This window comes from Parabacteroides chongii (genome assembly GCF_029581355.1).
Taxonomy (GTDB): Bacteria; Bacteroidota; Bacteroidia; order Bacteroidales; family Tannerellaceae; genus Parabacteroides; species Parabacteroides chongii.
In genome coordinates this window covers 5,308,834-5,323,333 of record NZ_CP120849.1, presented here as the reverse complement: position 1 = coordinate 5,323,333, position 14,500 = coordinate 5,308,834, and the positions used below count along the sequence as shown (strand labels likewise).

The 14,500-nt window shown below is 45.4% G+C and carries 12 protein-coding genes; 5 read left to right on the top strand and 7 right to left on the bottom strand.

Annotated elements, in window-relative coordinates; all coding sequences use genetic code 11:
* Positions 1–39: 39 nt before the first annotated feature.
* The 6 genes from P3L47_RS20455 to P3L47_RS20430 form a co-directional block, all read right to left on the bottom strand.
* The gene (locus P3L47_RS20455) at positions 40–333 is read right to left on the bottom strand and encodes a nucleotidyltransferase family protein (RefSeq protein WP_277781960.1); all 294 of its coding nucleotides are present in this window, start codon (positions 331–333) and stop codon (positions 40–42) included.
* A 69-nt stretch (positions 334–402) separates the two neighbouring features.
* Positions 403–1,953, bottom strand: a complete 1,551-nt coding sequence (locus P3L47_RS20450; RefSeq protein ID WP_277781959.1) for a DHA2 family efflux MFS transporter permease subunit — start codon at positions 1,951–1,953, stop codon at positions 403–405.
* Positions 1,953–2,978, bottom strand: a complete 1,026-nt coding sequence (locus P3L47_RS20445) for an HlyD family secretion protein (protein WP_277781958.1) — start codon at positions 2,976–2,978, stop codon at positions 1,953–1,955. Before P3L47_RS20445 ends, P3L47_RS20450 begins: the two co-directional genes overlap by 1 nt.
* A gap of 67 nt (positions 2,979–3,045) precedes the next feature.
* Complete coding sequence (locus tag P3L47_RS20440) at positions 3,046–3,237, bottom strand: alpha/beta hydrolase family protein (RefSeq protein ID WP_122361610.1); 192 nt, start codon at positions 3,235–3,237, stop codon at positions 3,046–3,048.
* Between the two features lie 40 nt (positions 3,238–3,277).
* Positions 3,278–4,345 (bottom strand): subclass B1 metallo-beta-lactamase, long type, encoded by a 1,068-nt coding sequence (gene bla / locus P3L47_RS20435; RefSeq protein ID WP_122361611.1) that lies wholly within the window; start codon positions 4,343–4,345, stop codon positions 3,278–3,280.
* Between the two features lie 2 nt (positions 4,346–4,347).
* Positions 4,348–5,304: a DMT family transporter gene (locus P3L47_RS20430; RefSeq protein ID WP_277781957.1), complete on the bottom strand. Its 957-nt coding sequence runs from the start codon at positions 5,302–5,304 to the stop codon at positions 4,348–4,350.
* Between the two features lie 139 nt (positions 5,305–5,443).
* On the opposite strand from P3L47_RS20430, the gene P3L47_RS20425 reads away from it, so the two are divergent.
* The 5 genes from P3L47_RS20425 (at position 5,444) to P3L47_RS20405 (ending at position 12,273) form a co-directional block, all read left to right on the top strand.
* The gene (locus tag P3L47_RS20425) at positions 5,444–6,181 is read left to right on the top strand and encodes a copper homeostasis protein CutC (RefSeq protein WP_277781956.1); all 738 of its coding nucleotides are present in this window, start codon (positions 5,444–5,446) and stop codon (positions 6,179–6,181) included.
* A gap of 8 nt (positions 6,182–6,189) precedes the next feature.
* Positions 6,190–8,853: a DUF5916 domain-containing protein gene (locus P3L47_RS20420; RefSeq protein WP_277781955.1), complete on the top strand. Its 2,664-nt coding sequence runs from the start codon at positions 6,190–6,192 to the stop codon at positions 8,851–8,853.
* A 64-nt stretch (positions 8,854–8,917) separates the two neighbouring features.
* Positions 8,918–9,121 carry a PspC domain-containing protein gene (locus tag P3L47_RS20415; protein WP_122354091.1) on the top strand — a complete coding sequence of 68 codons (204 nt, stop codon included), beginning with the start codon at positions 8,918–8,920 and terminating at the stop codon, positions 9,119–9,121.
* Positions 9,121–11,142 carry an excinuclease ABC subunit UvrB gene (gene uvrB / locus P3L47_RS20410; RefSeq protein WP_122361615.1) on the top strand — a complete coding sequence of 674 codons (2,022 nt, stop codon included), beginning with the start codon at positions 9,121–9,123 and terminating at the stop codon, positions 11,140–11,142. Before P3L47_RS20415 ends, uvrB begins: the two co-directional genes overlap by 1 nt.
* Positions 11,143–11,412: 270 nt before the next feature.
* Entirely contained in the window at positions 11,413–12,273 is an 861-nt protein-coding gene (locus tag P3L47_RS20405; protein ID WP_277781954.1) for an N-acetylmuramoyl-L-alanine amidase-like domain-containing protein, read from the top strand.
* Here the strand turns inward: P3L47_RS20405 and P3L47_RS20400 are convergent.
* On the bottom strand, positions 12,267–14,447 hold the full coding sequence (locus P3L47_RS20400; protein ID WP_277783725.1) for a DUF5686 family protein: 2,181 nt from the start codon (positions 14,445–14,447) through the stop codon (positions 12,267–12,269). The genes P3L47_RS20405 and P3L47_RS20400 overlap by 7 nt on opposite strands.
* Positions 14,448–14,500 lie beyond the last annotated feature (53 nt).

Below are 14,500 nucleotides of genomic sequence, written 5' to 3'. Positions count from 1 at the left end.
TTGACAGGAAAAAGGGTGTAAGGGATTACTAAATAGATATCAGATATAGATTATATCTCGTTCTACATTTTGGCGAAAAGCGGCGGTTTGGTTTTCATGTAAAGTTATAACATCGACTTTGTTTCTGAATAAATTCTCCAGGTCTTCCCGGATATAGAAATGTGTGAAATAACTGGGCTTCTGCATTTTTATAACCACATCAATATCACTGCGGTCATCCTGCTCTCCACGGGCACAACTACCGAACAAGCCGAGACGTTCAATCCCGTATTTCTCAGCAAAAGCGGCTTTATAGTCGCGTAATTTATTGAGGATTTCCTGGGTAGTTTCCATTTGGCTATATTCTTTATTACTTTATATGGAAACAAAGATATGTTTTAGTTTGGATAAAAGCAAGTAGAGTCACTTTGTTTTTCTCACCCTTTGAAGCCAGAAAACCGGGAGGATACAAATCATTGTGACGATGAATGCGATGTAGAAATCGTCGTTGATACCGCCGATGTATGCTTCGAGTTCGAGCCGTTTGGTTATGACCTGTTCGGCCAGGGAGCGGGCGGACTGTTCGGTGGCTCCGGCGGTTTGTGAGGCGAAGGCACTTAGCTTGTCGATGGTCTGCTGGTAGACTTCTCCGGTATAGTTCAAGGCTTCGCTGTAACGCTGGGTATGATAACTGGTACGCCCGGTAAGCATGTGGCTGAAGATTGCAACGCCGAAGCTACCACCCATCTGGCGGACGATATTGGTGATGCTGGATGCCTGTGCCATCATATCCACTCCGATTTTAGCCAGCGACAAGGTTAATAACGGGGTGAAAAGTATTCCCATGCCGACACCGCGCAGGTAAAGACTCAGCATGATATACCATTTCTCCGTAAGAAAAGAAAGATAAAAGTTGAGATAGAAGCTGAGTGACATTAGGATCAGTCCGGCGGCAATCAGTATCTTCGGGTTGATCTTCTGTCCTAAAGCGCCGGCGGCGGGCGAACAGAAACCCTGGATGATCCCCACCGGGATAAAGAACATACCAGCCTGAAACGCCGAATATCCCAGGTTGTTTTGCAGATAAAGAGGGATCAGGAACGTACTTCCGAACATTCCGATACCGAATATGAACATCATCAGGTTGGAGAGTGCAAAATTACGATCTTTGAATATACGCAGGTTGATAAGCGGATATTTCACAGTCAGTTCGAAGTAGATGAACAGAATAAACATGATAGCCGATACCCACATGGAACCTAATACTGTCGGACTGTTCCACCCCTGTGTGTTGGTCGACGAGTTGACTTCCGACAGGCCATACATAAATAAAGGAAGGAAGATAGCTGATGTAATAAATCCCGGTATGTCGAAAGGCTGTACCGTCTGCGCTTTATACTCTTTCTGCAAAATAGCCGTAAAGAACAAAGCCAGTGCCCCGACCGGAACGTTTACATAAAATATATAGTTCCAGTTCATATTATCTACCAGGTAACCCCCGATAGACGGGCCGAACGATACCGATGCTGCCGAAGCGATCGCCCAGAACCCCAGTGCCATCCCTCGTTGTTCGGGAGGGAATACATTGCTCACGATAGCCATACCCACCGGCATGATAGCCCCGCAGCCGAGTCCTTCGATCACGCGCCAGAAGATTAATTCCTCGATAGAGGTGGAGTTGCCGCACATGAACGAGCCGAAAGTGAAGACCAACAGGGAGAGGAAATAAATCTTTTTATATCCGAAGCGGTCGGATAACCAGGCAGCTGCCGGAAGGATACTGGCGATTGCCAGCATATAACCGGTAAGCACCCATTCGGCCGTATTGATACTTGCCCCGAGCGTACCCATAATGGCAGGCAGTCCGGTATTGACAACGGTCGAGTCGAGCACAGCCATGAATGTACCGATCATAATATTGCCCAGTACCAGCCATTTATACGAACTGTTGCTTGTGTTATCCGTCTTGTCCATCATTTTGACTTTTCCTTTTCGATCTTAACGGTTGCAGACATTCCGGAGACAAGTTTCGGCTTTTCTACTTTGTCTTTTTTCCCTACGGTCTTGTCGATGGATATTTTCAGAGGGATACGTTGTGCCACTTTCGTATAATTGCCCGAAGCATTGTTGGGAGGGATAAGCGAAAACTCCGAGGCCGTATTCGTACCTATATAGAAGATCTTTCCGGAGAAGGTCAGGTCGGGGAAGGCATCGAGCGTGAAGATTGCCGGTTGTCCCATCCTGATGTGGTCGAATTTAGTCTCTTCGAGATAGACGGCAACCCACAGGTCTTTACCTTCGTTGATGGTGAAAAGCGTTTGTCCCGGTTGGATGATATCGCCGGGCAGCGACCAGCGTTTCGCTATCACCCCGTCGACCGGAGCCGTGATCCGGTAATATCCCAGGGATACGCGGGTGGACTCGATAGCGGCATTTGCCGAAACGATAGCTGCTTCTCCGGCGGCGATCCGTGCTTGCGATATCTTGATTTGATCTTTGGCAACATCCACTTTTATGGCGGCACTTTTATAGGTATCTTCCGTATTTTGGAATGTCTCTTGCGAAACAGCATCACTTCCGTATAACTTTTTGTCGCGGCGGTAGTTTACTTCAGCCTGATGATAGTCGATCTCTGCCAGGCTCAGGTTCTTGATCGCCGTGTTGAGATTCTCTTTATCCAGTTTCAGGTTGGCAACCATTTCCTCCCGGCGTGCAACGGCTTCCTGCAATTGGGCAACAACCGTGCTGCTATCCAGTTCGGCCAGGATCGTACCGGCTTTCACCGTATCGCCTTCCCAGGCATACTGTTTAAGCATCGGAGCCATAACTTGCACCGCAACGCTAACCCGGAAACTGTCGAGGTTTGCATCGTCGGTCGAGATATATTTGCGGTAGTTCCACCACCAAAGGAAAGCAATGCCAACAGCAACAATCAGTATGACGATAAGCCATACCATACTATTGCCCGATGTTTTTTTAGAGGGACTTACTGTATCCATAGTTTTGACGTATATTTATTGCATAAAACAAATAAAATATACAAAGGTTCAGGGTTTGCCGTGTGGACTACTCTTTCTTCTGATGCTGTAACAGCCAGTCAAAGATATTATTATCCTTATAAAGGTATTGGATGCCATGTCCTTCACCGGGTAAGCGAGTGAACTGGATATGGCCATACGTTTCGAGTTTGCTTACAACCCTTTCTGTTTCATTTATCGGGATCATATCATCTGCTGTCCCGTGGAATAGTTTGTTCATGCGTAAATGTTTTAGGCTTTTTTCTGAACGTGGGGTATTCTTATCGTATAGCTTCTTTCAATATGATTAATGCATCGACATAGTCATTTTCTAATATGATAGTCAAATCTTTGAAATATAAATCTTCTGTCAATATATTTGTTTCTATATCATATATTTGCAATCGACCACTTTTTGAAGATATGATCTTACTTTCTGTGTTATCATGTCTGATCCCGGGAGATTGTATTTTCAGATATCTATTCTTTTTCTCTTGAAGTACATATACAGTGGCATTATTCAAGTGTCTATCATTATTATCGGTAAAATCGCTTTCGGCTATTTCAAATAGAGAACCACAATTATTGAATATCGGTTTTACCTGTTCATTATTCCATTTTAAAATTCGTCCCCATAAAGAAGGCTCGTATAGATTAATGGTGTAATCCAGTAATTCCGCATTGCTGGATTCTCCATGTCCCGGGATAACAATTTCGGCACTTCCATATAATTCTTTTACCCGTTTGATAGTATTAGACCATTCTCGCAGGTTGGCATCTTCTATGTTTCCATACCATCCTTTGCTTCGTACTTCATTACCTCCAAAAAGAATTTTTTCGTTCGGTATCCACACGACAATACCATCGCTTGTGTGTGCTTCTCCCAGATAATGACAAATTAGTTTACCTTTTCCTACTATCAGTTCCATTCTGGGGTTAAATCCTTTTTCAGGAATCGGTAGATTTCTATGTTGTGCTATTGTTCTAGTTCCTTCGTATGCATATGAAGGAATACCCGCTTTTTTAATTGTCTTTAATCCGCCCATAGCATCCGGATGCCAACGGTCGACAATACAACCAATAATCTGTGCTTTTAAATCTTTACGGATATAGTTTATTAGGTTATTCGTTTCTTCATCATTTTCAGGAGTAGAGATAATTACGGCCTTTTTGTCGTTTACATACACAATGCCATTATTACCATTCTCGGTATGTATATATACGTGTTTGTTTAATTCTATCAGATGTAATTTCTTGCTTACTCTAATTGTGTCAGCATAACAATCGGGTAAAAAGGTCAACATACATCCCAGTAAAAATATTTTTAGATATAAGCCGTATGTATTCATTTTCAAATGTTGTTAATTTGATTGAGATTTTTGTTATTAACGAATTCTACTTTTTCCAAATCAGCCCGGCTTTTACTTTGTGTAACCAGGTAAACCCCGACAAAAACAAGGACTGCCGATACTCCTTTTTGTAATGAGAAAGTGTCTTGTCCCACCATGACGGCGATCAGCGAAGCGATGATCGGTTGCACATAATTATACATACTCACCGTGGTAGGGCGGATGCGTTTCAATGACATGGGAATGAGTAAATAAGGAATAAACGTAGCCCCGATCAGTACGAAACTGATAGCTCCCAGTTCTTTTAGGTCGAACACTTCCCGCTGAAAAGCCGGTGTGTCGAGTACATGCTGATATGTGAAAGGCAGTAAAACGAGTGTAGAGAAGAGGAACATCCATTTCATCATGGTCACGGCGGAATAGCGTAGACTCAATGGTTTCGACAAAACCAGATAGATAGAATAGATAATGCCACTCGTGATTATCATCAGGTTACCATCCAGACTACTGACCTGTCCGGTTGCATGGGTGGAAGCCAGGATCAGCGAGATGCCACCTGTACATCCTAATAATACGCCGAATGCCTTCATTTTCGTGATCGGTTCCTTTAGGATAACGGCAGCTAGGAGCATGACGAAGATCGGAACGGCTGTCGCAATGATGGACGCATCGACCGGAGAGGTCCGGTTCAGTCCCACGATAAATAATCCCTGATTGAAACCTACGCCGCAAAGAGCGCAGACGAAAAGCATGCTGAGGTCTTTCATCGTGACTTTCTCCCGTTTCATAAACAAGGAAGCTGCCCAAAACAGCAGACAGGCAGATCCCATTCGCATGATGGTGAGCGCTTCGGGCTGCACATGTGCCGGTAACAGATATTTTGAAATGGGCATATTGATAGCGAACAATATATTCGCTATCAGAATCAGTATATGTCCTTTTAGTTTTTCTGAGTTCATCGTCTTGCTGCTTTAGTGAACGCAAATGTAGTCATAATACTTACACAACTGTCTCATGTCCGTATGATTTGTAAATCTTGATTCAAATATAATCCTTATCTTTGTGTTTGATAAAAAACAAACATAATAAAGAATATATATGAAACCGACCCGAATAATCGAGATCTGTGCCAACTCGGCACAAAGTTGTGTAGAGGCAGAAGCCGGAGGCGCTAAACGTGTGGAACTTTGTGCAGGAATACCTGAAGGGGGAACGACTCCCGGCTATGGTGAGATCAAGACAGCACAGGCATTAACTTCTTCTATCGATATAAATGTGATCATTCGTCCGCGTGGTGGTGACTTTCTGTATACTCCGGCAGAGATAGACTCTATGTTGCTGGATATCGAACTGTGTAAACAACTGAAAGTACATGGCGTTGTTTTCGGGTGTCTGACGAAAGAAGGAGATATCGATGTCCCTCTGATGCGGAGACTGATAGAAGCAGCCAAACCGTTGTCCGTAACCTGTCACCGTGCTTTTGATGTATGCCGTGATCCGTTTGCCGCTTTGGAACAACTGATAGAACTGGGCTGCGACCGTATCCTTACTTCCGGCCAGCAGTCGGATGCAGTGAGAGGCATTCCTCTGATCGCCGAACTGGTAAAACGTGCCGACGGACGTATAATTATTATGCCTGGTTGCGGTGTGCGTGAAAATAACATCGCACAGATTGAAGCGGAAACCGGAGCGAAGGAATTTCATACATCTGCCCGCAGCATTGTCTATAGCAAGATGGAGTACCGGAATGAAAATGTCCCGATGGGCAGCAGCATCGTTTCTTCGGAATTTGAAACAGTGGAGACGGATCGTAAAAAAGTATCAGCTTACCTGTAAATAGAAGAATGAAATACCGATTGTCCTTTGTTGCCTTCATGTTGTTTTCCTGTGCTTTTTGTAAGGCACAGCAGGATTCTATCGTCCCCTTTGATAAGGCTTATAAACGGGTTTACAATATAACGAAGGTGACCGGGACAAAGCCGGTCATGGACGGACGCCTGGATGAAGATTTCTGGATGAAACAGGGAGAATGGTCCGATTGTTTCGTCCAGATCATTCCTTATGAACGGAAAATACCGGATTCTCCCACCCGGGTAAAACTGTTTTACGATAATAAATACATCTATGTTGGTGTCTATTGTAAAGATATCCATCCGGAAAAGATGATCCGTTTTATCGGCAACCGCGACGATAATAGCATGGGAGACCTTATCAGTGTGGCTTTCGATACTTATCATGATTATCGGGCAGCCCCGGAATTTAATATCAACCTGGGTGGAAACAAGACTGACCTGGTCGTTACCGATAAACTGAATGTCAATCTGAGCTGGAATGCCGTATGGGAAGGAAAGACACATATCAACCTGCCGGATTCGAGCTGGACGGCTGAGTTGCGTATCCCGTTCAGCCAGTTGCGTTATAACCAGCTTTCGGACGATGGGATATGGGGACTTCATGTCCGTCGTATCATCCGCCGGAACAACGAAGTGCAGAACTGGAGTATGATCCCGTTGAAGAATAACGGTCATGTCTTCTCTTTTGGCGAAATGCACGGAATGACTGATCTGCCGAAACCGCGCGGAATAGAATTTCTTCCTTATGTCATGGGCAAATACCGAAATGAACCGAAGATCCCCGGCAGTCCTTATCAGAAAGGACATAGTTGGGGAGGAAACGTCGGGTTGGATGCCAAATTTGCCCTTTCCGATTTCACGTTGGACCTGACGATCAATCCTGATTACGGACAGGTGGAACTGGACCCGTCAGTGATGAATCTGACCGCTTATGAAACCTTTTATGACGAAAAGCGTCCTTTCTTCCTGGAGGGAAAACATATCCTGGATTTCGCCAACGGAAGCGATATGATGTTCTATACCCGTCGTATCGGTGCCGCACCGTCTTATACTCCGCAAGGAATTGATAATATAAACAGTTTCGCTGACACTAAAGACAATGTGCCGATCATAGGTGCTTTGAAACTGACGGGAACGAACAGGCACGGAGTGACTTTGGGTGTCGTCCAAAGTGTAACAGCCCGCTCTTCTGCGAAAGTGACCCGTAACGGACTGGAGGATGTCGAAGTCGTGGAGCCTCTGACCAATTATACGGTGGCACGTGTCCAGAAGAACTGGAAAGGCAATAGCTTGCTGGGCGGAATGCTGACTTCAGTCAATCGTGCGCTCGATCAACCTTATCTGGAAGATTTTATGGTGCGCAATGCGTTTACAGCCGGGATCGATTTTACGCAGTATTTCAATAACCGTCTTTATTATATAGATGTAAAGGGAATGTTCAGTTCTCTGAACGGCAGCAAGGAGGCGATCTCCATTCTGCAAATGAACCCTGTTCATTATTATCAGCGGGAATCCGCCGCAGATTATTTGGGAGTAGATCCGAACCGCCGCTCCCTGAACGGTACGGGCGGCTATGTGAAAGCCGGTCGTAAAGGAAATGCCAAATGGGCTTTTTCCGAAACATTCAGCTGGTCGTCTCCCGGTTTCGACCTGAATGATATGGGATATATGAAGGAAGCCGATAACCGGACGAATGAAACCGAGATCGTTTTCCGGCAGACGGATATTTGGAAACATTTTCGGTATAATGCGTTTACGCTGACGCAGAAGAATCAGTGGAATTATGGCGGAACGCCTTTCAGTAATGATGTGGCCCTCCGTTGGCAAAGCATGACGATGAAACGTTATGAGGTGGATATGAAGGAAACATTCGTCTGGAACCGCCTGGACAGCCGTCTGCTTCGTGGTGGTCCCGACATGCGGCTGAACCCTTATTTTCAGACTTCGGTCAAGGTGAATACGGACAAAGCCCAGCGGATGATGTTCATGCTGAAATATGAAGGAAATCACAACCTGGACGGCTATAATCGTTTTAATACACTGATGCCGAGCCTTACTTTCCGTTTAGGTAACCATGTCTATTTGTCGGGACAGGTGGATTATGCCTGGAATACGGACGATATGCAGTATGTCGGTACATTGAAATCGTCGGCTGCTTCATCTGACCGGCATAATTCTTCACCGGTCTATCTGATGGGGCATATGGATCAGAAGACATACGGGGTAACGATGCGTTTACAGGTGAACGTGACACCGGATATATCTATTCAGTTCTACGGTTCGCCGTTTACTTCGACAGCGAAGTTCAGTGATTTTAAAGAGGCTGCCGATACGAAGTCTCCTACTTATGACAAACGTTTCCATGTCTTTTCAGGAGACGAACTTAGTTTTGCTGACGGAACCTATCATATAAAGAGAGAAGGTCGTGAGGCCTCCTTTAAAAATCCCGATTTCAGCTTTAACGAATTCCGTTCCAACCTGGTGGCGCGCTGGGAATACTTGCCGGGTTCTACCTTGTATTTTGTCTGGGAACACCGCATGTCCAATCAGGAGAGCCGTAGGATAGGGGGCTGGGGGAATAACCTGGACCGTATGTTCGGACTTCCGGCTACCAATACATTTATGCTGAAGATGAATTACTGGTTCAATTTATAACCCGATTTTTTCAGCTATACAGATTAAATAGTATCTTTACAAAAACAAAATAAAATAGAGCATCATGGAAGAAGCACCAAGAAGACTTTATCGTTCGAATAACGGAATGATTGCCGGAGTATGCGGTGGCATAGCCGATTACTTTGGCTGGGATCCGACACTGGTACGCGTCGGTTATATCCTGTTGAGTATATTTACTGTGTTTTCCGGGGTAATCGCTTATCTGATACTTTGGATAGTTATACCTAAAAAAGGACTATACGAATAATGAATTTCGAGTTATCTTCACCATTCAGCCCGACGGGGGATCAGCCGGAAGCAATAGCGGCTCTTTCGGAAGGCATTCAGAGTGGTGTGCCTTTCCAGACACTGCTTGGAGTGACAGGTTCGGGAAAGACATTTACTATTGCCAATGTGATCAAGGAGGTGCAGAAACCGACTCTGATCCTAAGTCATAACAAAACACTTGCCGCGCAGCTATATAGCGAGTTCAAAGCCTTTTTCCCGAATAATGCCGTAGAGTATTTCGTTTCCTATTACGATTATTACCAACCGGAGGCCTACCTGCCTTCTACGGATACCTATATTGAAAAGGATTTGCAGATCAACGAAGAGATAGACAAACTGCGTCTCCGTACCACAGCTTCTTTGTTGTCGGGACGGAAAGATGTGATCGTGGTCTCTTCTGTCTCCTGCCTGTACGGTATGGCGGACCCGACGGCATTTGCCGAGAAGGTGACGCATTTGGAAAAGGGGATGCAGATCGACCGCGACAAACTGTTGCGCCGGTTTGTGGACGCTTTATATGTGAACAACAAACTGGAGTTTAACAGCGGTTGTTTTCGTGTGAACGGCGATACGGTCGATATTTTCCCCGCCATCGAATCGTTTGACGGCGTGGCTTATCGCATCGAGTTTTGGGGAGATGAGATTGACCGTTTGTCTTCTTTCGACCCGAAGACAGGGCAGGAGATAGATGAACAGGATGAACTGAATATCTATCCGACCAACTTGTTTGTTACTACACAGGAGCGCATCAATGCGGCGATCGGGCAGATCGATGTCGACCTCGGTACGCAGGTGAATTTCCTGAAAGAGATCGGCAAGCACTATGAAGCGAAGCGTCTGTACGAACGTGTCACTTTCGACCTGGAGATGATCCGCGAACTGGGGCATTGTTCGGGTATCGAGAATTACTCCCGCTATTTCGACGGACGTATGGCTGGTGAGCGCCCTTATTGCCTGCTCGATTATTTCCCGAAAGACTTTCTGTTGGTGGTCGATGAAAGTCATGTGACGATACCTCAGATACGTGCCATGTACGGAGGAGATTATTCCCGAAAGAAGAATTTGGTGGAATATGGTTTCCGTCTGCCGGCGGCGATGGATAACCGTCCGCTTATGTTCGATGAGTTCGAATCGCTGACTCCGCTGGCCATTTATGTCAGTGCGACACCGGCTGATTATGAGTTGGAAAAGAGTGAGGGAATTGTTGTCGACCAGGTGATCCGTCCGACCGGATTGCTCGATCCGGTCATTGAGGTTCGTCCGACATTGAATCAGATCGACGACCTGATGGAAGAGATCACACAGCGTTCAGCCAAAGATGAACGTGTCCTGGTAACGACCCTGACCAAACGCATGGCGGAAGAACTGACTGCTTATCTGACCCGGATGGGAATACGTTGTAATTATATCCATAGCGATGTAGACACCCTGGAGCGTATCCAGATCATGGACGACCTGCGGAAAGGTCTGTTCGATGTGCTGATCGGGGTGAACTTGCTTCGTGAAGGGCTGGATTTGCCGGAAGTCTCTTTGGTCGCTATCCTGGATGCGGATAAGGAAGGTTTCCTTCGTTCCCATCGGTCCCTGACACAGACAGCCGGACGTGCCGCCCGTAATGTGAACGGAAAAGTAATCTTTTATGCAGATAAGATAACAGCCAGTATGCAACTGACCATGGATGAGACGACCCGTCGCAGGGAGAAACAGCTTGCCTACAACGAAAAGCATGGCATTACCCCGAGACAGGTTATCAAGACCTCTGTTTCTTTGTTGGGTGAAAAGCAACCGGCAACAGCCGAACCTTATGCGTATGTCGAACCGGAACCAAACCTGGTTGCCGATCCGGTGGTGAAGTATATGACTCGTCCGCAGCTTGAAAAAGCGATCGACCGTACGAAGAAGCAAATGACGGAAGCAGCTAAGAAACTCGACTTTATCGAAGCGGCCCAGTTCAGGGATGAATTGATTAAGTTGGAGGAGTTACTGAAAACAAAGGTATAAAGAAACTTGTATTATCTGCTTATAGTACAGGAATGTCATGACGATGACAGACTAGTGCCATGCTTGTGGCAGAGCTTTGCCACGGTTATGGCAGAACTCTGCCACAGGCATGGCAAGACTCTGCCACAGGCATGGCAAGACTCTGCCACAGGCATGGCAAGACTCTGCCAATAGGATGGCAGTCCCGTTAGCATGGTATGAATCCTTTCCTTATTAACCGGTTTGAACCGGAAAGGATAGGGAAGACAAACGATTTAAAACAAAAAAACGATGAACAATAGGAAGAGCTTTTGGATCCTGCTTTTTACCTGTCTGGTTTTTTTCCAGGGACAGGCTGCAGATAAATTATACTGTACTGATGCCGACCGTGCCATCTTTGACCGTTATCTTTCCGAAATGACTCCGGATAAGTCGTTGCCAACCGGAGAACTGATGGTTCAAACTGCCCGCTTCTTCCTGAATGCGCCTTATGTGGCAGCCACCTTGGAGAAAGAGCCTGAAGGCTTGGTGATTAATCTTCGGGAAATGGATTGTATGACATTGGTCGAGAACGTCATTGCTTTAACGAGAACGATGCAGTCTGCCACCCCCTCTTTTGACGAGTTTTGTAAGAACCTGCAAACAATTCGTTATCGTAACGGGGAAATCCATGATTATACCGACCGTCTGCATTATACGACCGACTGGATTTTTGAGAACCAGCGAAAAGGAATCGTAAAAGACGTTACCCACGAAATAGGAGGGATCTCCCTGCCGGTCGATGTATCTTTCATGTCTGCGCATCCGGACAGCTACAAACCTTTGAAAGACCATCCGGAACGGGTCGCCCGGATCGCAGCCAAAGAAAAAGAGATCAACGCCCGTCCCTATTATTATATTCCTGAATCGGAGATCGACCGACTGGCGGAAGGAATAAAGGAGGGGGATATTGTCTGCTTCGTTACAACCATTAAAGGACTGGATATTTCTCATGTCGGTGTCGTTTGCCGGGTAGGGGATAAGCTGACCTTTATCCATGCTTCTACTACACAAAAGAAAGTGATAGTCAACGAAGCTCCTTTACAGGAATACGTAGAAAGTATCAAGCGGAATAGCGGTATAATGGTCGTCCGCCCGCAAATGCATCATTGAAATAACTCGAAGGCGAACTTGATGCCGATGTTCTGATATTTCCATCTGTCGAATCCGGCAAAGGCGGCTATATTGAAAATATGGTTACCGAAACCATATCCTACTTCTGTATAACTCGGCAGAACCGGGGTCCATAGCTGGCTGAAGTAAAACCGCTCGGACAAAATATACTTGGATGTTTTTTTCTTGAAAAGCTGTGACAGGATGAAGGGACTTTCATACATGATATGTCCCTGCACATATTTGTCGGACGCATTGTACCAGAAACTTTTTAGCTGATTGAACACTCCGCCAAATTCATCTCCCCATGATTCCGGGAACTGACGTCGTGAAAAATAACGGAAATCGGCAAAGTAGATAGACTTGGGATTCAGATACACACCTCCGCTGAGATGATAATTGAGTTTCCTGGACAAACCGAGCGCAATGCTTTGGTGAATATCCGCCTCGATCCGTCCGTAGTCACCGGAACTTTTGCCTACTCCCGGAATTGCCCGGGCAAATTCGACTGAGATAGTCGGATAATAGGAATACAGATACTCTTTACGATATCCGTCCATCCAGTAATACTGGCGCGGCGTATATGAAAAACCGACGACAGGAGTAAAATCATGATAGTTCTCATTGATGATCTCTTCGACTCCTTCTCCCGGATTCGATATCTCACTCTTTTTCTTTACCGGAATGCGGCGGTGGTAAGAAACTCCTCCCCACACCTGGAAGCCGTTGAACAGTTCTATATTATTACGTATTTCCGCATAATAATGTTTGAAGTATTCCAGATTCAAATCATCGAAATTGAACGTGGAGTCTTTCAGCTGTTCATTGATCTCTTTCATGATAGTCGAAGAATAACTTTGGTTTCCGTTACCGATCGAGAGACTCACCATTCCTTTTTTCTCCGGCAGGTACTCCCAGTCGCCCGACAGGGTGAAGAATATCTCCTTTCGCTTGAATACGAAACCGATATCCGGACGGAAACGGATCTGCCGGTCCTTGTCGAAAGTCTTGCTGATACGCAGGCGCTGGCGATATGTGATTCCGTTATGCCCCGAATATCCTAACTGGAAAGGGTTGAATATGCCCGAATATTTGAGACGGGTCGTCTTGTAGTCCATGCTGATCGTATTCGTGAACTTCTCCGTCAACTTCAGATATTTGGTGATATTCGTTGAATCTATTTTCTGTCCATTGTTGTCGTTGTCTACATGATATAGCGATTCTTCTTCCTTCGTTAAGGGAAGATCCCGCTCTTTGTTCCAGAAAGCGGTGTCTGTGATGATAGGGACTGTGTCTGAAGATAACTTATAATATCCGGTCAGGTCCAGCGATCTCTTTTGCTTCGTTTCATTGTCTTCTTCTACCCATTCCACTGCTTTATAGGTGAAAGAGGAATGGTAGCTGGTGGCAATGGCATTCCCCAAAACATGATAGCGCAAATACAGGCTGGCTTTATCCGGAAGGATAAAACGGCGGTAGTCGCGCCCGAACGTCATGATCAGGTTGAATTCGGCAAAGTCGAAGCGGCCGTTCACGTCTATCTTGTCGATGATCCAGGACTGGTCACGGATATACAGGTCACCGCAGATTAGTTTCTGGCTCCATAACTTCGGCATGAAACGTATTTTATAAATCTTTAGTCCGCTGCTGTCACTCACGCTTTCCAGGTCGAAAGTATAGAATTTAAATGCCTGGTTGGTCATGGGCGTGATGATCCCTTCATTATAAATAGTGGAAGAATATACATTCATGTTGAGGAAGCCGAGGGCTTCCTGTTGTTTCTTGTTGTTGGGAATGCTATTCCCGTTTACTGCCCGGAAGTTATGGAGGAAATTGTTGGGGGCATTGAATTTGGAATCGCTGATCATTTCGAAGATCATATCCTTGTTTTTCCGGTCTACGGGGAAAATATGATGGGCAAAACGCATCAGAAAGTTTTGCTTGAGTATTTCCGTCCGTCCCTTTATATATATTTCCGCTTCGTACCGGGAAAGGACATGCTGGTATTTTTCAGCGTTTTTAATGACCTCTTCCATAATGGAATCGGCTTTTATCGATGATTCTTTTTTCTCCTTCAAGTCGGGCAATACCTTATTTCTATAATTGCTTTCAACTTTGGCGAGAGCATCTATAGTCAGTAAAATCAGAGTAAATATCAAAACGTATCTTTTCAACAAATTATCACCCCTTTTGATGCAAACGTAACGAATAAAATTGAAATGAGTAG

Excerpts from the sequence above, each read along its gene's own strand:
- P3L47_RS20455 (WP_277781960.1), bottom strand. The coding sequence starts at position 333 with ATGGAAACTACCCAGGAAATCCTCAATAAATTACGCGACTATAAAGCC.
- P3L47_RS20450 (WP_277781959.1), bottom strand. The coding sequence starts at position 1,953 with ATGGACAAGACGGATAACACAAGCAACAGTTCGTATAAATGGCTGGTA.
- P3L47_RS20445 (WP_277781958.1), bottom strand. The coding sequence starts at position 2,978 with ATGGATACAGTAAGTCCCTCTAAAAAAACATCGGGCAATAGTATGGTA.
- P3L47_RS20440 (WP_122361610.1), bottom strand. The coding sequence starts at position 3,237 with ATGAACAAACTATTCCACGGGACAGCAGATGATATGATCCCGATAAAT.
- bla (WP_122361611.1), bottom strand. The coding sequence starts at position 4,345 with ATGAATACATACGGCTTATATCTAAAAATATTTTTACTGGGATGTATG.
- P3L47_RS20430 (WP_277781957.1), bottom strand. The coding sequence starts at position 5,304 with ATGAACTCAGAAAAACTAAAAGGACATATACTGATTCTGATAGCGAAT.
- P3L47_RS20425 (WP_277781956.1), top strand. The coding sequence starts at position 5,444 with ATGAAACCGACCCGAATAATCGAGATCTGTGCCAACTCGGCACAAAGT.
- P3L47_RS20420 (WP_277781955.1), top strand. The coding sequence starts at position 6,190 with ATGAAATACCGATTGTCCTTTGTTGCCTTCATGTTGTTTTCCTGTGCT.
- P3L47_RS20415 (WP_122354091.1), top strand. The coding sequence starts at position 8,918 with ATGGAAGAAGCACCAAGAAGACTTTATCGTTCGAATAACGGAATGATT.
- uvrB (WP_122361615.1), top strand. The coding sequence starts at position 9,121 with ATGAATTTCGAGTTATCTTCACCATTCAGCCCGACGGGGGATCAGCCG.
- P3L47_RS20405 (WP_277781954.1), top strand. The coding sequence starts at position 11,413 with ATGAACAATAGGAAGAGCTTTTGGATCCTGCTTTTTACCTGTCTGGTT.